This is a genomic window from Nocardia sp. NPDC003963 (assembly GCF_053605105.1).
The window spans coordinates 781,195-804,350 of sequence record NZ_JBSGIP010000001.1; the positions used below are offsets into that span (position 1 = coordinate 781,195).

The 23,156-nt window shown below is 67.7% G+C and carries 19 protein-coding genes and 2 riboswitches; of the genes, 12 read left to right on the top strand and 7 right to left on the bottom strand.

Annotation, left to right across the window (positions count from 1 at the left end; all coding sequences use genetic code 11):
- The first annotated feature begins 58 nt into the window (after window positions 1-58).
- The 4 genes from ftsR to gcvP all read left to right on the top strand — a co-directional run bounded on the left by ftsR (window position 59) and on the right by gcvP (window position 5,443).
- Window positions 59-865, top strand: coding sequence for a transcriptional regulator FtsR (gene ftsR, locus ACWEWT_RS03640; protein WP_452555790.1), 807 nt, complete (start codon window positions 59-61; stop codon window positions 863-865).
- Between the two features lie 200 nt (window positions 866-1,065).
- Entirely contained in the window at window positions 1,066-1,539 is a 474-nt protein-coding gene (locus ACWEWT_RS03645; protein WP_195054004.1) for a bifunctional nuclease family protein, read from the top strand.
- 175 nt (window positions 1,540-1,714) lie between these two features.
- Entirely contained in the window at window positions 1,715-2,293 is a 579-nt protein-coding gene (locus ACWEWT_RS03650; RefSeq protein WP_452557656.1) for a MerR family transcriptional regulator, read from the top strand.
- A gap of 105 nt (window positions 2,294-2,398) precedes the next feature.
- A riboswitch (glycine riboswitch) is annotated at window positions 2,399-2,496 on the top strand.
- Window positions 2,497-2,602: riboswitch (glycine riboswitch) on the top strand.
- 45 nt (window positions 2,603-2,647) lie between these two features.
- Window positions 2,648-5,443 carry an aminomethyl-transferring glycine dehydrogenase gene (gene gcvP / locus ACWEWT_RS03655; RefSeq protein WP_452555792.1) on the top strand — a complete coding sequence of 932 codons (2,796 nt, stop codon included), beginning with the start codon at window positions 2,648-2,650 and terminating at the stop codon, window positions 5,441-5,443.
- Window positions 5,444-5,548: 105 nt separating this feature from the next.
- Here gcvP and ACWEWT_RS03660 read toward each other — a convergent pair whose 3' ends face one another.
- Complete coding sequence (locus tag ACWEWT_RS03660) at window positions 5,549-6,901, bottom strand: cation:dicarboxylate symporter family transporter (RefSeq protein WP_452555794.1); 1,353 nt, start codon at window positions 6,899-6,901, stop codon at window positions 5,549-5,551.
- Window positions 6,902-7,028: 127 nt separating this feature from the next.
- On the opposite strand from ACWEWT_RS03660, the gene ACWEWT_RS03665 reads away from it, so the two are divergent.
- Together ACWEWT_RS03665 and ACWEWT_RS03670 are read left to right on the top strand one after the other, a co-directional pair.
- Window positions 7,029-8,585, top strand: coding sequence for a sensor histidine kinase (locus ACWEWT_RS03665; protein ID WP_452555796.1), 1,557 nt, complete (start codon window positions 7,029-7,031; stop codon window positions 8,583-8,585).
- Window positions 8,582-9,295 (top strand): response regulator, encoded by a 714-nt coding sequence (locus ACWEWT_RS03670; RefSeq protein WP_452555798.1) that lies wholly within the window; start codon window positions 8,582-8,584, stop codon window positions 9,293-9,295. The genes ACWEWT_RS03665 and ACWEWT_RS03670 overlap by 4 nt, the downstream gene beginning before the upstream one ends.
- Window positions 9,296-9,302: 7 nt before the next feature.
- Here ACWEWT_RS03670 and ACWEWT_RS03675 read toward each other — a convergent pair whose 3' ends face one another.
- The 4 genes from ACWEWT_RS03675 to ACWEWT_RS03690 all read right to left on the bottom strand — a co-directional run bounded on the left by ACWEWT_RS03675 (window position 9,303) and on the right by ACWEWT_RS03690 (window position 12,141).
- Window positions 9,303-10,823, bottom strand: coding sequence for a VWA domain-containing protein (locus ACWEWT_RS03675; protein WP_452555800.1), 1,521 nt, complete (start codon window positions 10,821-10,823; stop codon window positions 9,303-9,305).
- Between the two features lie 257 nt (window positions 10,824-11,080).
- A complete protein-coding gene (locus ACWEWT_RS03680) occupies window positions 11,081-11,329 on the bottom strand; it encodes a WhiB family transcriptional regulator (protein ID WP_452555802.1) in 249 nt (82 codons plus the stop codon).
- Window positions 11,326-11,910, bottom strand: coding sequence for an HNH endonuclease (locus ACWEWT_RS03685; protein WP_452555804.1), 585 nt, complete (start codon window positions 11,908-11,910; stop codon window positions 11,326-11,328). Before ACWEWT_RS03685 ends, ACWEWT_RS03680 begins: the two co-directional genes overlap by 4 nt.
- Before the next feature lie 69 nt (window positions 11,911-11,979).
- The gene (locus tag ACWEWT_RS03690; protein ID WP_452555806.1) at window positions 11,980-12,141 is read right to left on the bottom strand and encodes a hypothetical protein; all 162 of its coding nucleotides are present in this window, start codon (window positions 12,139-12,141) and stop codon (window positions 11,980-11,982) included.
- 346 nt (window positions 12,142-12,487) lie between these two features.
- Between ACWEWT_RS03690 and ACWEWT_RS03695 the strand changes: the two genes are divergently transcribed.
- The 5 genes from ACWEWT_RS03695 to ACWEWT_RS03715 all read left to right on the top strand — a co-directional run bounded on the left by ACWEWT_RS03695 (window position 12,488) and on the right by ACWEWT_RS03715 (window position 19,575).
- Complete coding sequence (locus tag ACWEWT_RS03695) at window positions 12,488-14,677, top strand: malate synthase G (RefSeq protein WP_452555808.1); 2,190 nt, start codon at window positions 12,488-12,490, stop codon at window positions 14,675-14,677.
- A gap of 135 nt (window positions 14,678-14,812) precedes the next feature.
- On the top strand, window positions 14,813-15,571 hold the full coding sequence (locus tag ACWEWT_RS03700; RefSeq protein WP_452555810.1) for an NAD(P)H-dependent oxidoreductase: 759 nt from the start codon (window positions 14,813-14,815) through the stop codon (window positions 15,569-15,571).
- A 162-nt stretch (window positions 15,572-15,733) separates the two neighbouring features.
- Complete coding sequence (locus ACWEWT_RS03705; protein WP_452555812.1) at window positions 15,734-17,428, top strand: hydrogenase maturation protein; 1,695 nt, start codon at window positions 15,734-15,736, stop codon at window positions 17,426-17,428.
- A gap of 155 nt (window positions 17,429-17,583) precedes the next feature.
- Entirely contained in the window at window positions 17,584-18,417 is an 834-nt protein-coding gene (locus tag ACWEWT_RS03710; protein WP_452555814.1) for an MHYT domain-containing protein, read from the top strand.
- 573 nt (window positions 18,418-18,990) lie between these two features.
- A complete protein-coding gene (locus ACWEWT_RS03715) occupies window positions 18,991-19,575 on the top strand; it encodes a hypothetical protein (protein ID WP_452555816.1) in 585 nt (194 codons plus the stop codon).
- 32 nt (window positions 19,576-19,607) lie between these two features.
- On the opposite strand, the gene ACWEWT_RS03720 is transcribed toward ACWEWT_RS03715, so the two are convergent.
- Window positions 19,608-21,185 carry an LVIVD repeat-containing protein gene (locus ACWEWT_RS03720; RefSeq protein ID WP_452555818.1) on the bottom strand — a complete coding sequence of 526 codons (1,578 nt, stop codon included), beginning with the start codon at window positions 21,183-21,185 and terminating at the stop codon, window positions 19,608-19,610.
- Between the two features lie 394 nt (window positions 21,186-21,579).
- Between ACWEWT_RS03720 and ACWEWT_RS03725 the strand changes: the two genes are divergently transcribed.
- Window positions 21,580-22,200: a GNAT family N-acetyltransferase gene (locus tag ACWEWT_RS03725; protein WP_452555820.1), complete on the top strand. Its 621-nt coding sequence runs from the start codon at window positions 21,580-21,582 to the stop codon at window positions 22,198-22,200.
- Between the two features lie 518 nt (window positions 22,201-22,718).
- Here the strand turns inward: ACWEWT_RS03725 and ACWEWT_RS03730 are convergent.
- On the bottom strand, window positions 22,719-23,045 hold the full coding sequence (locus tag ACWEWT_RS03730) for a hypothetical protein (RefSeq protein WP_452555822.1): 327 nt from the start codon (window positions 23,043-23,045) through the stop codon (window positions 22,719-22,721).
- Window positions 23,046-23,156 lie beyond the last annotated feature (111 nt).

The window sequence follows — 23,156 nt, forward strand, 5'->3', positions numbered from 1 at the left end:
CTGACGATCGGTGCGCCGGTCCGGGTGATCGGCGCTTCGGCATGAAAGACTCGAGATCATGACAGGCGCGGCGCAGCAGTGGGCGCACGGAGGGATGTCGATCGGCTCCGTGCTCGATCTGCTGCGACCGGATTTTCCGGACATCACCATTTCCAAGATCCGCTTCCTGGAAGCGGAGGGCCTGATCCGGCCGGAGCGGACACCGTCCGGCTACCGTCGGTTCTCGGTCGCGGACTGCGAGCGGCTGCGTTTCGTACTGACGGCGCAGCGCGACCAGTACCTCCCGTTGAAGGTGATCAAGGAACAGCTCGAGGCGATCGACAGCGGTGCCGCGACGCTCGGGGTGCGGGAAGCGCGCGCCCGGGCGCGGACCGCCCGTCCGGATGCGGGGCCGCCGGTGCCCGATGACACTGCCGAGGTACCGCCGCGTCCGCCACGGCGGCTGGGTGTGCCTCCGGGACGCATCACGCCGGACGATTTCGAATTCGATCACGAGATCCGGGTGACCCGGGCGGACCTGCTCGACCGGGCGGGGATCGACGAGAAGTTCCTCAACGATCTGATTCGGGCGAATCTGATCACGCCGGGCCCCGCCGGGTTCTTCGACACCGACGCGGTCACCCTGGCGGCGACCGCCAAGGCGATGGCCGAATTCGGTTTGGAGGCGCGTCATCTGCGCGCGTTCAAACTCGCCGCGGACCGCGAGGCGGCACTGGTGGCGCAGATCGCGGCGCCGATCGCCAAGAGCCGGGACGCGGGCGCCCGGGCGCGGGCGGAGGAGACGGTGCGCGAACTTGCCGCGCTGTCGCTGACGCTGCACGCGAGCCTGGTGAAGGCTTCGGTGCGCAACTCGCTGGGCGGATGATCCGCCCGTCCGATTTCCGCCGTAATCGACCGGATCCGGTCTGACCTGCGGACGAGCCGCCGGCGGGTACGCCGGTGGCAACACACCGATTCCGGTGTTCGCCAGCGATCGCGGCGCCGCGCGAAATTCGCCTAGACTCGAAGTACGGCGAGCCCTGCATCGGCGAGGGCGGGCGGCCGGGGAGTATGGGAGGCAGTGCGATGAGCGAAATGCGCGTGATCGGCATCCGGGTCGAGCAGCCACAGAACCAGCCCGTCCTGCTGCTGCGGGAGGCGGAAGGGGAACGGTATCTGCCCATCTGGATAGGGCAGGCGGAGGCTACGGCCATCGTGCTCGAACAGGAGGGCGTCACACCGGTCCGGCCGCTCACCCACGATCTGATCAAGATCTTGATCGCCGATCTCGGGCACACCCTCGAGGAGGTTCATATCGTGGACCTGAAGGAAGGCACGTTCTACGCCGATCTGGTCTTCGAGAACGAAGTGCGGATCTCGGCGCGACCGTCGGATTCGGTGGCGATCGCCCTACGCGTCGGCTGCCCGATCTATGCGGCGGAATCAGTGCTCGAGGAAGCCGGCCTGGTGATGCCCGACGAACGCGAGGACGAGGTCGAAAAGTTCAAGGAGTTCCTCGAGTCGGTATCGCCCGACGATTTCAAAGCGACCGATAGTTGAGCAATCGCATTTTTTTCTAGACCTCAACTACAGGTCGAGACTGTTACCGCGCGTCGCGTTTGGTTCGGCACTGCTGCGGCCGAGAGAATGGGAAGAGTAGCCTCATAGTCGACGCCGTGCCGTCGGCCTTGGGCACTGATCGGCGGAGCAAGGGAGTAGTTCAGTGGCAGAGAATATGCGGGAAATGCGATCGGAAGTGGGCCCGCCTCGGCGCTACGAAATACAACCCGGATTGTTCCCCGACGATTCGGTCCCCGACGACCTGGTCGGATACCGGGTGCCGACGGCCTGTCAGGTCGCCGGGATCAGTTACCGGCAACTGGACTACTGGGCGCGTACCGGCCTCGTGGTGCCTTCCATCCGCGGGGCGGCGGGTTCGGGTAGCCAGCGGCTGTATTCCTTCAAGGACATCCTGGTCCTGAAAATCGTCAAACGGCTCCTCGACGCCGGTATTTCGTTGCAGAACATCCGTATCGCCGTCGATCATCTGCGCAGCCGCGGTGTACAGGATCTGGCGAATATCACTCTGTTCTCCGACGGAACATCGGTGTACGAATGCACGTCGCCGGAGGAGGTCGTCGATTTACTGCAGGGCGGCCAGGGAGTATTCGGGATCGCGGTGAACAGTGCCATGCGGGAGCTCACCGGCGCCATCGCCGCATTCCCCGCCGAACGCGCTTCGGAGGCCGAGGAACGTCCCGAGGACGAATTGTCCTACCGGCGCAAGGCTCGGCTGACCCGCAAAACCGGCTGACTCCGGCAGCGGCGGAACCCGGCCGCGACCGGTTGAGGGCAATGACACATACCGTGCGGGTGACTACCGCGGCGGCCCGCCCGCCGGGCTAGGATGGGCGGGCGTCGTAGCCGTGCGGGAGAGTCCCGGATCCTGGAGATCCGGGCGCCGAAGGAGCAGCACCTCCCCGTCAATCTCTCAGGCACCAGGACCGTGCGGGAACCGGCGCCTCTGGAAAGTGGTGGCTGCGGGCCACCCGCCCAAGGTGAAAGGTGTCGGGATCGGAATCCGGACACCGAAGCTCTCAGGCGCCGCGACAGAGGGGGAGGGCCGTCAGCCGACCGTGCCGGTCGGCCGCCCACCCAGGGAGCCGTGGTGACCCAGACCTTCGCAGATCGTCATATCGGACCGGACGACCACGAGTTCGCGCGGATCCTCGCCGCCATCGGCGTCGGCTCGGCCGAAGAATTGGCTGCCGCGGCGCTACCCGCCGGGATCCGGGACACCGATCCGCTGGCCGGCCTGCCGGCGCCGGGCACCGAGCACGAGGTACTGGCCGAACTCGCCGCGCTCGCCGAATCGAACCATATCGCCACGTCGATGATCGGTCTCGGCTACTACGACACCCTGACCCCGCCGGTGCTGGTCCGCAATCTGCTGGAGAACCCGGCCTGGTATACCGCGTATACGCCCTATCAGCCCGAGATCAGTCAGGGCCGGCTCGAGGCGCTGCTCAATTTCCAGACCATGGTCACCGACCTGACCGGCACGGATGTGGCCAACGCGTCCATGCTCGACGAAGCGACCGCGGCTGCGGAGGCGATGACGCTGCTGCGCCGGGTGAACCGCCGTGCGCCTGCCCGGCTGGTGGTGGATCAGGACCTCTTCCCGCAGACCCGGACCGTGCTGGCCACCCGCGCCCAACCTCTCGGAATCGAGATCGTAGAGGCCGATCTGGCCGGGGACGGCCTGCCCGCCGGCGAGTTCTTCGGCGTGATCGTCCAGGTTCCCGGTGCGTCGGGCCGGATCGTGGACTGGTCGGCGACGATGGCCGCCGCGCACGAACGCGGGGCGCTGGTGGCCGCCGGTGCGGATCTGCTGGCGCTCACCCTGATCACCCCGCCCGGGGAGCAGGGCGCGGATGTCTGTTTCGGGACGACCCAGCGTTTCGGTGTGCCGATGGGTTTCGGGGGCCCGCACGCGGGCTATCTGGCGGTACGCGCCGACTACGCGCGCCAGCTGCCGGGCCGGTTGGTCGGGGTGTCGAAAGATGCCGACGGCGCGGCCGCCTACCGGCTCGCGCTGCAGACGCGTGAGCAGCACATCCGCCGGGAGAAGGCCACCTCGAATATCTGCACGGCCCAGGTGCTGCTGGCCATTGTCGCCGGGATGTACGCCTGCTACCACGGGGCGAACGGGTTGCGGGCCATCGCCCGCCGCGTGCACGGGCACGCCGCGGAATTGGCGAGCGCCCTCGGCACGGCGCTGGTGCACGACAGCTATTTCGACACCGTGCTGGCCCGGGTTCCCGGACAGGCCGAAGCGGTGGTCGCCAAGGCTGCCGCGCGCGGGGTGAATCTGCGCCGGGTGGACGACGACCATATCGCCGTGGCCTGCGACGAGGCCACCACCGGCGACCATATCGCGCTCGTCCTGGATGCCTTCGGTATCGCACCCGCCGAACCCGCCGCGACCGCGGTCGAGCAGCGTACCTCCGAGTTCCTCACTCATCCGGCGTTCACCCGGTATCACACCGAAACGGCGATGCTGCGGTACCTGCGCGCGCTGTCGGACAAGGATATCGCGCTGGACCGCAGCATGATCCCGCTCGGTTCGTGCACCATGAAACTCAACGCCACCGCGGAGATGGAGCCGATCACCTGGCCGGGGTTCGCGCGGCTGCATCCCTACGCGCCCGAAACCGATACCCCCGGTCTGCGGCGGGTGATCCACGATCTGGAGCGCTGGCTGGCCGAGATCACCGGGTACGACTCGGTGAGCCTGCAACCGAACGCCGGCAGCCAGGGCGAGTACGCGGGCCTGCTGGCCATTCGCCGCTATCACCTGGACCGGGGTGACACCGATCGCGACACCTGCCTCATTCCCTCCAGCGCGCACGGCACCAACGCGGCCTCCGCGGCGATGGCCGGTCTGCGCGTCGAGGTGGTGAAATGCCGGGACAACGGCGATGTGGACCTCGACGATCTGCGGGCCAAGATCGCCGACCACGCCGAGCGGCTGGCCTGCATCATGATCACCTATCCATCCACCCACGGTGTGTTCGAGCAGGAGGTCGCCGAACTGTGCGCTCTGGTGCACGATGCCGGTGGCCAGGTGTATGTGGACGGTGCGAATCTGAACGCGCTGGTCGGTCTGGCGCGGCCGGGCCGGTTCGGCGGCGATGTCAGCCATCTGAACCTGCACAAGACCTTCTGTATCCCGCACGGCGGCGGTGGTCCCGGGGTCGGGCCGGTCGCGGTCCGTTCCCATCTCACCCCCTACCTGCCCGGTGACCCGCTGGTCCGCGATTCGCACGCGGTATCGGCGACCGAGTTCGGTTCGGCGTCGATTCTGCCGATCACCTGGGCCTATATCCGGATGATGGGGGCCGGGGGGCTGCGCCGGGCGACTCTCACCGCGATCGCGTCGGCCAACTATCTGGCGCGCCGTCTCGGCGAGTACTACCCCGTGCTGTACACCGGCGACAACGATATGGTCGCCCACGAATGCATCCTGGATCTGCGCGATATCACCAAACGCACCGGTGTGACCGTAGACGATGTGGCGAAACGGCTCGCCGACTACGGGTTCCACGCGCCGACCATGAGTTTCCCGGTGGCGGGCACGCTGATGGTGGAGCCGACCGAGAGCGAGAATCTGGACGAGCTCGACGCCTTCGCCGAGGCCATGATCGCCATCCGGCGCGAAATCGATCGAGTGGGCGCGGGGGAGTGGTCGGCCGAGGACAATCCGCTGCGCAATGCCCCACACACCGCGGCGAGCCTGGTCAGGGCCTGGGATCACCCCTACAGCCGGGAGGTCGCGGTGTATCCGCTCGGCCCGACCCACGACCGGCCGAAGGTATGGCCGGCCGTGCGCCGGATCGATGGTGCCTTCGGCGACCGGAATCTGGTCTGCACCTGCCCGCCGCTCGAGGCGTACACCGACTGACGCGGCCGGGACGCGCTGGTACAGCCGTGCCCCGGCGGAGGTCCGCTTCGGAAACGGACCTCCACCGGGAGCGGACGTACGGTGCCGGCGAATCGCCGGGCGATATCAGGCCGGGACGAGCGCTTCGGTGCCGGTCTTCTCGGCCGGGCGCCCGTCGTGGTCGTCGATCATCGTCTGCTCGTCGAACGGCAGCTTCCGGTCCAGGACCTGACGTACCTGTTCGGTATCCACCGTTTTGGTCCAGGTGCCGATCAGCACCGTGGCGACCGCGTTACCGGAGAAGTTGGTGAGCGCGCGGGCCTCGGACATGAAGCGGTCGATGCCGACGATCAATCCGACGCCGTCGAGCAGTTCGGGCCGGTGACTCTGCAGCCCACCCGCCAGCGTGGCCAACCCGGCACCGGTGACTCCGGCCGCGCCCTTGGAGGCCACGATCATGAACACCAGCAGGCCGAACTGTTCGCCCAGGTTCAACGGCTGCCCCATCGCGTCGGCGATGAAGATCGAGGCCATGGTCAGGTAGATGGCGGTGCCGTCGAGGTTGAACGAATAACCGGTCGGCACCACGACGCCGACGGTGGTGCGCTCGACTCCCAGATGTTCCATCTTCGCGATCAGCCGCGGCAGCGCCGATTCCGACGACGAGGTGGCGACGATGAGCAGGTACTCGCGCGCGAGGTAGCGGCACAGTTTGAAGATCGATACCCGGGCGACGAGCCGGATCAGGACGCCGAGAACGCCGAAGACGAACAGCAGGCAGGTCAGATAGAAGGCGATCATCAGGGTGGCCAGCTGGACCACGGCTTCCAGACCGGTCCGGCCGACCACATTGGCGATCGCGCCGAAGGCCCCGATCGGGGCCAGCCAGAGGATCATCGCCAGAATCCGGAAGACCAGTTTCTGGATCAGCGCGACACCGCGCAGGATCGGCTCACCGGTCGAGCCCATGGCCTGCACCGCGAAACCCACCAGTAGGGCGACGAACAATGCCTGCAGCACACTGCCGTCGGTGAGCGCGGAGACCAGCGAAGTGGGGACGATGCCCTGGAGGAATTCGACGGTACCGCCGGCCTCGTGTGCTTTCTCGGCGTATTCCGCGCCCTGGCCCGCCGAACCGGCGATGTTCAACCCGGTGCCCGGATCGAGCAGATTGCCGACCAGCAGGCCGATACCCAGGGCCACCGTCGACATGACCATGAAGTATCCGAGGGCCAGCCCGCCGACTTTGCCCACCGTGGCGGCGGCGCGTACCGAACCGATGCCGAGGACGATGGTGCAGAAGATCACCGGGGCGATCATCATCTTGATCAGGTCGACGAAGATGGTGCCCAGCGGGGCCAGCGCCTGGCCGGTGCCCGGCGCGAGCCAGCCGACCAGTATTCCCGCCAGGACAGCGACGATCACCGCCAGATAGAGCCAGTGGGTGCGATCCCGCCGTGTTCGAGTCCGGTCCTCCATGACCTGGTCTCCTCCCGAGTCGTAGTGCGCGGGTGCGGTGAACCCGGCCACCACGCCCTGTGCAGAATGATGAACTGTGACGTGACCCCGGTCACGCTTTTGTGCATTTCGTTCAGTGGAGGAGTTCGTGCGTACGGTTCGATGGTCTCTGGCGGAACAGGTCTTCGTTCTGCAACTGGTGTTGTTGGCACTGGTCACGGCTCTCTGGGCGGGGTACGCGGTGATCGACGCCCGCCGTGACAGCGATCGCACCGCCACGCGCGAGGTCACCGATATCGCCGTGAGTGTGGCGACCGCGCCGTCCACCGTCGCCGCGGTGCGGTCCCCGGATCCGACGGCGCTGCTACAGCCGGTGACCGAACAGATCCGCCGGGCGACCGGGGTCGATTTCATCGTGGTGATGGCTCCCGACCGGACCCGTTTCACCCATACCGACACCACGCGGATCGGGCTGCCGTTCTCCGGGAACATCGATCGGGCACTGGCCGGTACCACCTTCACCGAGACCTACACCGGGAGCCTGGGCCCCTCCATCCGTGCGGTCACCCCGGTCCACGACAGCGACGGCCGCGTGATCGCGCTGGTCTCGGCCGGGGTCACCCGGGCCGAGATCGGTGATCGGTTCGCCGCGCAACTGCCCGTGATCGTCGGTGTGACGGCCGCGGGTCTACTGGTCGCCGCGCTCGGTTCATTGCTGCTGAACCGCCGGCTGCGTCGACAGACCAGAGGTCTGGCGCCGGACGAGTTGTGGGCGATGTACGAACATCACGATGCCGTACTCCATTCGATCCACGAGGGACTGATGGTCTTCGGCCCCGCCGGTGACCGGGCCGAGGTGGTGAACGACGAGGCCCGCAGATTGCTGGAGCTGCCCGCGGGTCCGGTCACCCGTGCGGACCTGCCCGCCTCACTACGCGACGCGGACCGCCGGACCGTACGTGACGAAACGCATGTGACCGCCGAGCGGGTGCTGCTGGTCAACCAGGATGTCGTGCGGCTGGGACGCCGTGCGGAAGGCACGGTGACCACGATCCGCGATCACACCGAATTACGTACGGTCCTCGGCGAACTCGATACCGTCCGCGGTTTCGCCGAATCGCTGCGGGCTCAGGCACACGAATCGGCGAACCGGTTGCACACCGTGGTCACCATGGTGGAACTGGGCCGCTACCGGGAGGCGGTGGACTTCGCGACCGCGGAACTGGAGCTTTCCCAGGCTCTCATCGACCGGCTGATGGCCGAAGTGGGGGATCCGGTGCTGGCGGCGCTGTTGCTCGGCAAGGTGAACCAGGCGGCCGAGCGGAATATCGAACTCACCGTCACCACCGAAACCGGGCTGGATTCGGCGGCGCCGCTGTCGAGCCGGGAAGCGGTGACACTGGTGGGGAACCTGATCGACAACGCGATCGATGCCGCGGCCGGCGGCGCCGGTGCCTGGGTCGAGGTCACGGTCCGCGCGGACGCGACGGCACTCACCGTGCGCGTGGCCGACAGCGGTCCCGGACTGTCGCCGGAGAGTTTCGCTCGTGCCGCCGAACGTGGATACTCCAGTAAGACAGGTCATCACGGCCTGGGCCTGGCGCTGGTGCGGGGACTGGTCACCCGCCACGGCGGCACCATCGGCGCGGTGACGGCGCCGGAGAGCGCGGTCACCGTGCGTATTCCACGGGAGCGGCACGGATGATCCGGGTTCTGATCGTCGAGGACGAACCGCTGATCGCCGAAGCCCACGAGGCGTATCTGGCCCGGATGACCGGTTTCCGGACGGTGGGGACCGCGCGTACCGGCCGCGACGCACTGCGGTCCGTCGCCGCCGCGGCGGCCACCGGGACGCCGATCGATCTGGTGTTGCTGGATATCGGGCTGCCCGATATGAGCGGGCTCGACGTGGCGGCGACGCTGGTGGGGCAGCGTCCGCGCCCGGATGTCATCGCCATCACCTCGGCCCGCGACCTCGCGATGGTGCGTACCGCCGTGGCCCACGGTGTAGTTCTCTATCTGCTGAAACCGTTCACCTTCGCGGCATTCCGGGACAAGCTCGAACGCTATCGCGAGTTCCACAGTGCGTTGCCCACCGGCGAATCCGCCGCCACGCAGGACGATATCGACCAGGCCCTGGCCGTCCTGCGCACACCGGCGCGGCAGGCCGGCACCCCGAAAGGGGTGGCGCCGAATACGCTCACCGAGATCAGCCGTGCGCTGCGCGGTTCACCGGACGGGCTCACCGCGGCCGATGCCGCGACCGCCGTCGGTGTCTCACGGATCACCGCCTGGCGCTATCTGGAGCGGCTGGCCGAGGACGGTGTGGTGGACCGGCGCTCCGATTACGGCCGCACCGGCCGGCCCAGGACCCGCTATCGATGGCGGGAATCGCCGGCCGGGCGGCCCGGATGACACCGGTTCACGGGGTGGTGAGCGCCCCGACCATCGCGGTACCGAATTCGAGGTCGTTACTGCTCGGCAGTACGGTGTAACTGCCGCCGGTGCGCTGCGTGAGCGTGCGCAGGGTATCGCTGCCCTGGCCACCGCCGACGACGATGACATCCACCCGCACGGGTCGCGCCGGATCGCCCGCGTCCGCGATCGCGGACAACAGGTCTTCTCCGCTGAGCGCGGATCCGTCCTCGGGGCCGTCGGTGACGAGCATGATCGAATTGGTCCGCTCCGCGGCGTAGCCGTCGGTCGCGTTCCGGTAGGCGGCCAGCAGCGCCGGATAGCATTCGTCGGCGGCGGTCGAGGTCGCCTCGATCGATCCGAGCGATCCCATGAGCGTGCCGCGGTGCTGGTCGTCGAGACGGGCGGTTTCGGCGATCACCCGGTATGGATCGGCGCCGTCCACGTTCTTGCCGAAAGTCCAGATACCGAGCCCGAAATCGGGCGGCATCACATTCATGGTGGAGGCCAGCGCGCCGACCGTGTTGGCCAGCCGGGTGAGATCGCCCTCGGTGGTACTCATCGAGGACGAGACGTCGAGCAGCGCAGTGGCCTGCACTCCCAATACGGGATCGGCGAATGCCTTCTGGAGCCGGTCGAGCGCGGCCCGCGGCGGTGCGGCGACCGGCTGGGCCGGGGGAGCGGCGAAGCCGGCCGCGATCAGTTCGCGCTGCTGGTCGGGCCTGCGGAGATAATCGGCGAACAGGCCGGCGATGAGGTTCTGGGTTTCGTCCACCCAGGGACCGGACATGATCGCGGCCGGGTAGTCGGCCACCGGCGCCGCCCCGGCGGGGACGTAGGCGGTGGCACTGCCGTTGGCCGCGAGCCGGCGCTGGGTCACCGGGACTGCGTGTACCGCGGCCTCGGCCGGTGCGGCGGCGGACAGGGTGGTCAGTGCGGTGGCGATATCGGCGGCCTCGGGCGCGGCAGCGGCCAGACCCGAGACGGCCGAGACCGCCTGTCCCGATTTCGCCGCCTCCTCGGTGAGCGGGTCGGTACCCGAGATCGCGCCCGCGATCGCCGCGCCGACCGCGAGCGTGCTGTCGCCCGGTGGCAGCGCCAGCTTCAGGCCCGCCCAGCCCGGCAGTCCGATCTGGTCGAGCGAACCCTGTTGCAGCCGGGGCAGATCCGCCCACGAGGTCTGGGTGGCGGCCAAGGCGTGCCGCAGGATCTCCGGTACCGCCAGCACGATCGGGCTGGACGCGATCGACTGCGGTGTGCCCTCGATGAGACCGGGTACCCGCATGGATTCGATATCGCGACTGGAGACCGGGATCCACAGACCCGGCCGCGGGCCGAGGACCGGGTTCCAGGTGGCGTTCGAGGTGAAGGCGGCCACCATATCCGCGGCGGCCCGCTCGGTGACCGCCACCTTCGCGCAGTGGTCCCGGACCACCGGCGCGGTGTCGTTGTAGCGGTCCGCGATGGTGCGGACCGGATCGGCGATATCCGGATCGACTGTGACGTCGAGGACGGCCTCGCCCTCCATGCACGTTCCAGTGGACGCTCGGTCCGCCGGATCCGTGCCCATACGAGAACATCCGAAACCGACTGCGACCAGGACCGCCACGATCACCGCCGCGATCACCGGTCCCTTGCTCGATCTCCGGGAAGAACCGGTGCTGCGATGGGTACCCACAGGCAGTCAGTCTATGGTCCTGAACCGCTCCGTGACGCACCCGGTCACGACTGTGGGGCCGTGCGTGACGCACGGCCCCACAGTGCCTCCGACCAGCTTTTCTCCGGCTACTCCCGGATCATCGTGCCGCGGTCGAATTCCTGCCCGCCCCACACGCCGGATTGTCCGGTGCGCTCGGCGAACCTCCGGCAGTCCTGCCGGATCGGGCAGCGCCCGCACACTTCCCGCGCATAGGCGAAATCCTGGGACGGGTAGGGAAACCACGCCTCGTGGTTCGGGTCGCCGCGGCAGGCGGCCCGATGCCAATCGCGGCTGTCGGAGACGGGCAGCAGGTCTGCCAGAATCTCGACGGTCATCTCGATCCCCTCCTTTCGTGGATCGCCTCGGTGGTGGTCGTCGTCGCGAGTTGCCGCCAGACCCGCCGCTGTGCCCGGGCGAGCGGGTCCGGCGGCCGGGGCTGCCAGAGCAGCCGCATTCCGGCTTCCTCCGGGGTGCGGTCGGCCTTACCCGTATTGCAGGTCACACAGCACGCGATGAGGTTCTCCCAGGTATTGGGTCCACCCCGGCTGCGCGGCCGGATGTGGTCGACGGTGTATGCCGCGGCACCGCAGTAGCCGCACCGGTTCCCGTCGCGCCGCAGGACCGCGGCATGGGTCGCGTGGCCGTCCGGCCTGCGCACCGCGATATGGGCCAGGTACCGGTAGCGGACCAGCCGGATGGTCTCGGGCAGCATGATCTCGGTGTGCTGCGACCGGATCGGGAAATACGGTTGCCGCACGACGACGGATTCGGCGATTCCGCCGGTGATCAGGACCACCGCCCGGTCCGCGGGGATCCGGGCCAGCGCCTCGTAGCTGGCGTTGAGGACCAGTACACGGGTGCGTATCCAGTTGTCGGGAGTGAGCGTCGCCGGTTCGGCGACAGCGGATATCGGCATGGGGATCACCAGATTTCGACGGCCCGGGACGGCCGGGGCTACAACGGAGCGTGGAGTGGATGCGGGGCGTCAGCGCCGCTGCGGGAGGAGCCGGTCGATCACGGCGTCGCCGGCGGGTTTCGGTTGCTGCGACGGCTCGCCGCGGCGGCCCATCGGCCGGTTCGACGCATTGGCGCACAGTGCGGAATCGGCGTTCGACCGGGTGTTACCGGCCGGTGTGACTGGATACAAGACCACTCCTCCCTTCTCTGTTGTCGTAGACCTGCCGGAGTGGCGGGCCGGATGGAATACATGGTGGCACAGGGCGGTAGCGGTTGTCGGCTCATTTTTCTCCGGCCGCGGCGGTGCCCCGCCGCATCGGCCGGTCGGGCCGCGAGAGTATCCGCGGCCGGCGGGGTGCGGGAACACGATGCCGGGGTATCGCGGAGTCCTGGGCCCGGCAGAACCGCCGGAGTAGAGTCCTGGCCGGGCTGTCCGCCCCCGCCCACGTGATCACCCGGCGATCGGTGCGCCGCTACCGATCGGTAACATAAACAGCGACTTTCCACCCGGTATTTCGCGGAAGTGAGGCACGTAGATGACAGAGCGGAAAAAGGTCGGCGGGCTCGAGGTTGCCACCGTTCTCCACGACTTCGTAGAGAACGAGGCGCTTCCCGGCACCGGCGTCGATTCCGCCGCGTTCTGGGCCGGCGCCGAGCGGATCATCACCGAGTTCGCTCCGCGCAACCGGGCCCTGCTGGCCGAACGCGACGAGATCCAGGGCAAGCTCGACGCCTGGCACAGCGAACACCCGGGCGCGAACTACGACAGAGCCGCCTACAAGCAGTTCCTGGTCGAGATCGGCTACCTGCGGCCCGAGCCCGCCGACTTCGGTATCGGTACCACCGGCGTCGACGACGAGATCAGCAGCACCGCCGGCCCGCAGCTGGTGGTCCCGGTGAGCAACGCGCGGTTCGCCATCAACGCTGCCAACGCCCGCTGGGGTTCGCTCTACGACGCGCTCTACGGCACCGACGCCATCCCGGAGACCGGCGGCGCCGAGAAGGGCAGCGGTTACAACCGCGTGCGCGGCGACAAGGTCATCGAATGGGCCCGCAACTTCCTCGACGATTCGGTCACCCTGATCACCGGCTCCCATATCGGCTCGACCTCCTACGCCATCGTCGACGGCGAACTCGAGGTCGGCCTGGAGGACGGCACGACCATCGGCCTGGCCGATGCCGGTCAGCTGGTCGGCTACCTCGGTGACCCGGCGTCGCCGCAGTCGATCCTGCTGAAGAACAACGGACTGCACATCGAGATCCAGATCGATCCGGAATCGCCGATCGGCAGTACCGACAGCGCCGGTATCAAGGATGTGGTCATCGAATCCGCGGTCACCACGATCATGGACTTCGAGGATTCCGTCGCCGCGGTGGACGCCGAGGACAAAACCCTCTGCTACCGCAACTGGCTGGGGCTGATGAAGGGTGATCTGGCCGAAGAGGTCACCAAGGGCGGCAAAACCTTCACCCGCACGATGAACCCGGACCGGGTCTACACCGGCCTGGACGGCTCGGAGGTGACCGTGCACGGGCGGTCGCTGCTGTTCGTGCGCAATGTCGGCCATCTGATGACCAGCGACGCGATCCTGGACGCCGAGGGCAACGAGGTGCCCGAGGGCATCCTGGACGGCATCGTCACCTCCCTGATCGCCAAGCATTCGCTGCGCGACGACGTGGCGCTGACCAACAGCCGCACGGGTTCGGTGTACATCGTGAAGCCGAAGATGCACGGACCGGACGAGGTGGCCTTCGCCAACGACCTGTTCGCCGCGGTCGAGGACGTGCTGGGCCTGCCCCGCAACACCCTCAAGGTCGGCATCATGGACGAGGAGCGCCGCACCACGGTGAACCTGAAGGCGTGTATCGACGCCGCCGCCGACCGCGTGGTGTTCATCAACACCGGCTTCCTGGACCGCACCGGCGACGAGATCCACACCTCGATGGAGGCGGGTCCGATGATCCGCAAGGCCGAGATGAAGACGCAGCGCTGGATCCTGGCCTACGAGGACTGGAACGTCGATACCGGTATCGCGACGGGACTGCCGCACAAGGCGCAGATCGGTAAGGGTATGTGGGCCATGCCCGATCTGATGGCCGGGATGCTCGAGCAGAAGATCGGTCATCCCAAGGCCGGCGCGACCACCGCCTGGGTGCCGTCGCCGACCGCGGCCACCCTGCACGCCACCCACTACCACCTGGTGGATGTGTTCGAACGGCAGGCCGAGATCGCCAAGGGCGGGGCGCGGGCGAGTGTCGACGATATCCTGCAGATCCCGCTGGCCGCGGACACCAACTGGTCCGAGGCGGACAAGCAGCAGGAACTGGACAACAACTCACAGTCCATCCTCGGCTATGTCGTCCGCTGGATCGACCAGGGTGTCGGCTGCTCCAAGGTTCCCGATATCGCCGATATCGCGCTGATGGAGGACCGCGCCACGCTGCGGATCTCGAGCCAGCTGATGGCGAACTGGCTGCGGCACGGCGTGGTCACCACCGACGAGGTGGTGGCGAGCCTGGAGCGGATGGCGCCCGTGGTGGACAGGCAGAACGCCGGTGATGCCGCCTACCGTCCGATGGCGCCCGATTTCGCGGGCAGCGTGGCGTTCCAGGCCGCGAAGGAACTGATCCTCGAGGGCACCGCGCAGCCGAACGGCTACACCGAGCCGATCCTGCACCGCCGGCGCCGCGAGGCCAAGGCTCTGGCGGGTAAGAACGAGGCGTGATCGTCGCGTAGCCGCCGGGCCGCGCAGTCCCCGACCGTTCCTCGAGCGGCCGGGGACTGCGCGTCTGCGCGGGCGTCGACCCGGGCACGGGTGCGGACAGGAATGCCGGCGTCGGGTGGCGACGTTGCCCGGATCATGAAGGTTTTGATCGTCTACGCGCACCCGGAACCGGATTCGCTCACCGGGACCCTGAAAGATGTGGCCGTCGAGAAACTGCGGGCCGACGGGCACGAGGTCCGGATCACCGACCTCTACGCCATGGGCTGGAAGGCGCACGCCGATGCCACCGATTTCGGTGCCGTCGCCGAGAAGAATTTCATGTTGGCCTCCGGGGAGGCCTTCGAGAACGGTTCACTGAGTGCCGATATCCGGGCCGAACAGGAGAAACTGCTGTGGGCCGATACGGTGCTGCTGCATTTCCCGCTGTGGTGGTTCTCCATGCCCGCGATCCTCAAGGGCTGGGTGGACCGGGTGTTCACCTGCGGGTTCGCCTACGGCGCGGGCGGTACCGCCATCCCGCGCTACGGTGACGGCGTACTGGCCGGTCGGCGGGCGATGCTCGTGGTCGCCGTCGGCGGGCGGGAGCCGGCGTATTCCGATCGCGGCATCAACGGTCCGATAGCGGATCTGCTGTTCCCGATCCATCACGGCATCCTGTACTACCCGGGAATGGATGTCCTGCCGCCGTTCGTCGTACACGGCGCCATTCGAGTGGACGAAGAACGTTTCGGTTCTATCGCCGATGAACTGCGAAAGTGCTTGCGAGACTTGGAACACACCGAACCCATCCGGTACCGGCGCCAGGCCGGTGGTGATTATGATCGCGGACTCCGGCTCGAATCGGGTCGTGAGGAGCCGGGGACCACCGGATTCGGGTTGCATATCGCGTCGTGAGCCGGTGGCCGCGCGGGGTGCGGGTCACGCGGATCCGTTCGCGCAGTGCGCCGTCGGTACGAGGGCCCGGGCTGCGGGCCGGTCGGAGCAGGACTAACTTGGTCGGGTCGGGTCCGTATCCGGGGGCCGATCGGGTCAGCCCCTGTTCGATGGAGGAATATCTTGCGAGTCCTGCTGGTCGCGAGCGCTTTCAACAGCCTCACGCAGCGCGTGCACACCGAACTGCGTTATCGCGGGCACGAGGTCGCGGTCGAGTTGGCACTCGGCGACGATGCGCTGCGGGCCCGGGTGTCCGCATTCCGGCCGGACCTCATCGTGGCTCCGATGCTCACCACCGCTGTCCCGGCGGACATCTGGACCGAGCACACCGTGTTGATCGTGCACCCCGGACCGAAGGGCGATCGCGGACCCTCCTCGCTGGACTGGGCGATCAGCGAGGGCGCCGCGGAATGGGGTGTCACCGTCCTGCAGGCGGTCGAGGAGATGGACGCCGGCCCGATCTGGGCTTCGGTGGCGTTCCCCGTTCCGGCGTGCGGTAAGAGCGAGCTCTATCGCAACGAGATGTCGGATGCCGCGGTGGCCGCGGTGTTACTGGCTGTCGAACGGTTCGGCGCAGGCGATTTCGTGCCCGAACCACTGGACTACGATCGCCCGGACGTGCGTGGCCGGTTGCGGCCCTACCATGCCCAGCAGTACCGCCGGATCGACTGGGCCGCCGACAGTACCGCCGATGTGCTGCGGAAACTGCGCGCCGCCGATTCTCAGCCCGGGGTGCTCGACGAACTCTACGGGCGTGAGTATTTCGTGCACGGCGGCCATCACGAGGACCGGTTGCGCGGTACCCCGGGTACGGTGATCGCCACGCGCGACGGCGCGATCTGCCGGGCCACCGTGGACGGTGCGGTGTGGCTGCCGCAGTTGCGGCGCCGCCGGACCCCGGGCGGTCCCGCGGAATTCAAGCGGCCCGCGGCCGAGGTGCTGGGCGCGGATCTGCCCGCCGGTACCCCGGAAGTGCCCGTATCCCCGGTCGAGGCGGCCGTTCGCGATACCTGGTCGGAGGTGCGCTACCGCGAGACCGGGTCGGTCGGCCATCTCGAATTCGCCTATGCGGGCGGTGCGATGAGCACCGCGCAGTGCCGGCGGCTGCTCGCCGCATACCGGGAGGCCTGTGCGCGGCCGATCCGCGCGCTGGTCTTCGGTCCGGCCCGCGATTTCTTCTCCAACGGTATCCATCTGCACGTCATCGAATCGGCCGAGGATCCGGCGCAGGAGTCGTGGCGCAATATCAACGCCATGAACGATCTCGTCGAGGCGATTCTGACCACGACGGACAAACTGGTGATCTCGACGCTGCCCGGTAACGCGGCCGCGGGCGGGGTGATGCTGGCTCTGGCCGCCGACGAGGTGTGGTGCCGGGAATCGGCCGTGCTCAACCCGCACTATCGCCTGATGGGACTGTACGGCTCGGAGTACTGGACCTACTCACTGCCGCGGCGCGTCGGCGCGGTGGAAGCCGCGCGGCTGGCCCGGGAGACCCTGCCGGTGGGCGCGCGAGCGGCGGCAGATCTCGGTCTGGTGGACCGGGTGGCCCCGGGGGATACCACCGAGTTCGGGGAATGGGTGTGCCGGGAGGCGGAGTCGCTGGCCGATTCGCCCGAATTGGAGACCAGGCTGACCGCCAAGAAGCAGCTGCGCGAGGCCGATGAGGCCGCCAAACCGCTGGCGGAGTACCGTGCCGAGGAGCTGGCGCAGATGCGTCGGAACTTCTTCGAGGAGTGCGAGCCCTATCACGAACTGCGGCGAAATTTCGTGTACGGCGTGGTGCCGACCGCCACTCCGGCGTACCTGCGGGGCTGATCCGGGAATTCCGCTCTTAGCTCAGTTGTGACATCAGGTGGCGAATATCCAGTCACCTGAGGTGAAATTTTTACTCTGCAGACCCCCTCGGGGTGTGTCGAACTACTGTCCATACGGGCTCGGTTCGGAAATCGACTAGTACATCGGAGTATTACGTGCAGCTCGAGCACTTCAGCAATGGGTGGGTGACGCCTGTTCTCGCCTATTTCATGTCGTTCATCGGGTCGGTGCTCGGTCTTCGGTGCGCGGTGCGCGCGCGGTCGTCCGAACAGGCCGGCGGCTGGTTGATCGCGGCGGCCATCGCGCTCGGCGGTGCGGGGATCTGGGTTATGCACTTCACCGCCATGCTCGGCTTCTCCATCGACGGAATGACGATCCGCTACGACATGCCGATGACACTGCTCAGTGCCGCTATCGCCGTGGTGGTCGTGCTGATCGGGCTCGCGATCGTGGTGCGCGGGCACCGGGAAGTGGTCGCCCTCCCGCTGGGCGGGGCGATCACCGGTATCGGTGTCGTGGGTATGCACTACCTGGGCATGGCCGCGATGAACACCGGCGCGGAGATGCAATACAGCACCGGATTGGTCCTGCTGTCCATCCTGATCGCGGTGGTCGCCGCGACCGCCGCGCTGTGGTTCATGCTGCATGTGAAGGGCTGGGGCAACACCATCGGCGCCGGGCTGATCATGGGTGTCGCGGTCTGCGGTATGCACTACACCGGAATGGCCGCCATGAGCGCCCATCACGGCGACCATACGGTCGTGCCGGAAGGTGCCGCGCCGGTGGAATTGCTCACGCCGCTGCTCACCACCGTCGCGCTGGTGGTCGTGGGTCTCGTCGTGCTCGTCGGCGTCGCCGAGCTCGAAGTACGCTCCACGGCCGCCGCGAAATCGGAATACGGAACCGACGAGGGCGCGACCCTCACCACCGATCCCGCCACCCTCGCGATCAGCGGTCGCGAGTGGCCGCGGATGCCCGTGGACCGTTAGTCTGCGCGGATGTCGTAGTGGTGACATCGGGGCCGGACCCCGGTTGTCGTCCCCGGCTGGGCGCCCTACGCTGGGCGGCCGTATCTGCAAGACGAAGTGTGAGGATTGGTTCGAATGGGTAGTACCGTGCTCGATATCGCCGCGCTGATCGTGGTGCGAGTTGGTGATTTCTTCCAGTGGGCGACCACCGGGTCGGCGGGATTCCCCCCGCTGTGAATCGGTAGTCGACTGCCGATACGGAGCCCGGACGCCTACGGTGTCCGGGTTCCGTGCTGTTCAGCCGCGGCGACAGCGCACCGAGTCGATCCGGGCGGGACGCGGTTCAGTCCGGTAGCCAATTCGGTCGTCCGTTGCCGGGCCGGGCACGACCTGGCCGGGCCCCGGGCGGGCCCGGCGGCCCGGCGCCTCTCGGAAGCGTCCGCGGACTCCTGAGAGCGGCTGGCCTGTCCCGCGTGCTCCCCGGGCCGATCGCCCTGTCGTGCGGGGCGCGGCGGTTGCCGGAAGATCCGGCCGGGCCGGCGATCCGGGTGGCCGTCGGGTCGCGGTCCACCGCGCCGGGCCTAGAGTGGGTCCATGGAATACGGGGGTGGGAGCGTCGCGCGCCGGCCGACGGCGCGCTGGTGGACAGTGACCACGGTGGTGCTGGCGGTCGCCGTCGAAATCTGTTGTGCGGCAATGGTCTGGTTCGTGGCCTCCGACGGCGATTTCGGGTATCTGGCGCTGACGATCTGTGCGCTACTGGCGCTGGCCGTGCTGTGGTCGATCTTCGCGTTGTTCGGGGCGATCCGGTACCGCGCCTACCTGCTGAGCGCCGTGGCTCCGGCCCTGGTACTGGTGGCCTTCACCGCCGTGTACTCGGATACGGCCGAGCGGGTGGGCTGGCTGGTGTCGAAGGGATCGCTGGAAGCGGCCGCGCGGGAATGCGCGCCGAGTTCCGAGCCACACCGGATCGGCGTCTACACCATCGAGCGGATACGCCCCGCGGAGGGCGGAGCAGATCGGGCGGGTACGGAATGCCGTTTCCATACCGGCGGTGGTTTCATGAACGAGGTCGGATTCGCCTATCTTCCGGACGGGCCGCCACCCGATCACTCGTCGAGCGAGACGACCTATCGTCCGTACGACGGTTCGTGGTACCGCTTCGTCATCTCCTGGTGACGGTGGCCGCCGGGTCCGGCGCGGGCGAGTGTTCACGAACCCACGACGGACTGCTGGTCCGCGGGGGGCGAGTACACCGATTCGTCGACGTGCAGCACCATGAATCCGTTGTCCGAACAGGTGACATACAGTTCGTTGCCGCGCCACTCCGGCGGGGACAGGCACCAGTCGGTGGATACATCGCCGAAGGCGAGTTCGCCGGTCCGCGAGCTCAGCGCCTGGGACGGATCGAACTGTCCCTCGAGTACCGCGCGCGCCGCACTGGGCGCGGTCATCGCCGGTATGCCGAGCAGCGAGGCCAGCGCGTGCGGTGAATTGACCAGTTCGAGATTACGTCCCGTCCGGGCGGGCGGATTGAAGTAGGCGATCTCGCGGATGGCCCGCGGATCGCGGATATCGAACACCCGGATCCCGGAGGAGATCCAGCCGCAGGCCAGGGCCGTCGGGTTCACCGGCCGATCGGCCGCACAGTAGTGCGATTCGTAGGCGAAGATGGATCCACCCATGGACGAGGCGATATTACTGTCCAGATGCTGCGGCAGATTGATCTCCAGTTTGATCTTCGCCACGACCTCGGGATCGCCGTCGGTGGAGATATCGATCAGTTTCACCCCGCCGGACCCGCCCTCGTCCACGGTGTACACGTAGGGTTTGCCGTCATAGGTGACCGGAATGCTGTGCTGAGTGGCCCAGCCGTCCGACCAGAACATCCGGCCGAGGTGATGGACCTGTGGGTTCGGGTCACGCCGCTGCACCGCACTGATATCGAGCACGGTGATACCGCTGAGCGCCGAGAGGTACATCCGGTTGCCGTCCGGGCTCACTCCGAAACCGTGCGCGGTGAGACCGGTCAGCCCCTGCCAGACGACCCGCGGATTCGCCGGATCGGTGAGGTCGACGGCGCTGAGGAATCCGGGTGTTATCCCCGAGGCCCAATAGGTGCGGCCGTCGGGGGAGAAGCCGCCCTCGTGGGTGGTGATCGGCAGCGGCATAGCGAGATTCGTCCCGGGGCCCGGATTGAGCAGCCGTGGATGCGCGCAGTCGGAGATATCGTAGACCGAGAGGTACCCGGCTCCCACCAGCAGCGGGACTCCGGTGCCCACCAGCAGTTTCCGCTCCCGGTTCACCTTGAGGCTCTCCCAGGTACCGGCCACCATGGCGGGTTCGTTCAACGTCGCCGTGGGCCGCGGATTCGCCGGATCGGAGACGTCGAGCACCTGCACGCCACCGTTCTGGTGCAGCAGATTTCCGGGGAAGAAGGTCCCCAGATAGGCGCAGTGCTCGAAACTGGTGGAGGTGATCCCGGCACCGCGCCCGGCGAACCGGCCGACCATCGACATATTGCACCGGTAGCCCTGGGTGCTGCGCCCGCTGTCGCGATCGACCGCCGGTACATCACCCTGCAGACCCGGTTCGGGCATCGACCCCGGCCCACATTCGGCCCGGGGGACCGAGGTCCGGCCGACGTCGAGGAATTCGCGGACCTGATTCTGGATATCGGATTGCAGATCCGCCGACGCACTGCCCGGCAGCATGACCGCGGCGACCACGCCGACCGCTCCGAGGACCAGTGCCCTGGTGCGGCGTAGTCTTCCGAAGGGACGCCCCATTGCATCCTCGCGCTTCCCGAACTGGTTCACCCGACCCGGTATCCGGGAGGGTTCGGTACACATCCCGGAATTTGTTCAGTGATGGTAGCGATCGGAGATCGGCGGGACAGGGGTTTTCGGCGAATAGCGAGGTCGGGTGCGGCGAGGCCACCGGCCCGGGGCCGATACTCCACCCACGAATACGAAAAGCCCCCGTGCGGGGCTCTTCTCACGATCTCGCGCACCAAACCAGCGCCGCGGGACCGTGCCGGAAAACCGTCGTGGGCGGATCGATGGCCGGCGGCCCGGCCGGTGCGTTTGTGCGGTGGTTCGGCGACTTGTCGTCGCCGCGGACTATCCTTCGTGCGGGTAGCGCGTGCTCACCCGACCGGTTCAGGAAAGTGAGGACGTAGCCATGCCGCCCCCGCCCGAGGTACGTCCGGCCCGCCGCGACGAAACCGATGCGCTGGCCCGTACGCTGGCCGCCGCGTTCCAGGACGATCCGGTGATGGAGTGGCTCTGGCCGGATCCACCGCGGCGAGCGCTCGGACTGCCACGTCTGTTCGCGACCCAGACCCGTCACCAGCATTTCGGCTCCGGCGCCGTGGATATCGCACTGGACCCGTCGGGCGCGATCGGTGGGGTGGCGCTGTGGGATGCCCCGGGGAAATGGAAGTCGTCATCGTGGCGTGAGCTGCGGATGCTGCCTCAGCTGGCCCGGGCTTTCGGCAGGCGGCTGCGGGTGGGCAAGGAACTGGCGGATCTGATGTCCGCGGTACATCCGGACGAACCGCACTGGTATCTCGCGACCATCGGCACCGACCCGGACCGGCGCGGCCACGGGTTCGGACAGGCGCTGCTGCGGTCCCGGCTCGCACAGTGCGATCGCGACGGTGTCCCGGCCTACCTCGAATCCAGTAAGCAGGCGAACATCGCCTACTACGAACGGTTCGGCTTCGAGGTGACCGCCACGATCTGTGTTCCGGGCGGCCCGGACCTGTGGCCGATGTGGCGAGCGCCCCGATCACAGGATTGATCGCCGGTCGGTAGATCACCCTGCCGGTCCGCGAGCCGTCCCCACCGATCACGGGCCCGGGTCTCCTGATCGCCGACAGCGGCCTGGACGACGACACGTTCAATATCGTTGCCGCGGCCCGTTTCACCGTCACCGACGCTACGGCACGTATCACCGAGACTGCTCGGACGCTGGCACGCACCGGCCGCCGTTTCTCCTGGTGGGTGGGACTCGCCGGCCGCCACCGTCCGCCGCTTCTTCGCCCGGGCCGCCCCACAGGCCTTGGCCGCGCATTGCCCGGCCCGGTATCTGGTCGGCTACGTGGCGGGCCGTCCGGTCTGTTCCGCGTATCGCCGTCCTACGGGCATCCGCCGACGGCGAGCCCGTCTACCGCCGCCCGGGGCTCCGCGCCTGCGGGCAGTTCACCGAACACGCCATGAACCCCTGAACTCCACCGGCCCTGTGCCCACTCTCCCCGATAGGGACCGGTGAGCCGCTCGGTTGATCGGCGCAAGTGACACAAGGGAAGTCGTGTCCGCTCACTTGTGCACCCAGCGGACCGGGCTGCCATCGGGCGCCCACGACAACGTCACTCTCGTCTCCTTCTGGGTGAAAGCGATGACCAGCCAGACAACAGACCACATGAAACAGGTGAGAAAGGTCAGGACGGCGTGCAGTGCATGATTCGGATTTCGACCGAACACGATCACCGCGCCGTAGTCGTTGTGGGACTCGACGCGACCTCCTCCGGTCACCTCGGCCATCACCATCCGTCCGAGCAGCTGGCGCATTTCCTCGGTGACGAGCATCTGGTTGTCGGGCCGGCCCGGCCGGCCCTGTGAATACGGTTGTCCCGCTACGGTCATCGCGATTTCCTTCACGCCTCGTCACCGCCGCCTGCCGGTCGGTCGATACGGAATCGCTATGAGCCGACTATTCGATACGCAGTGCGAATGTGAAGTGGGTCACGTTATGTG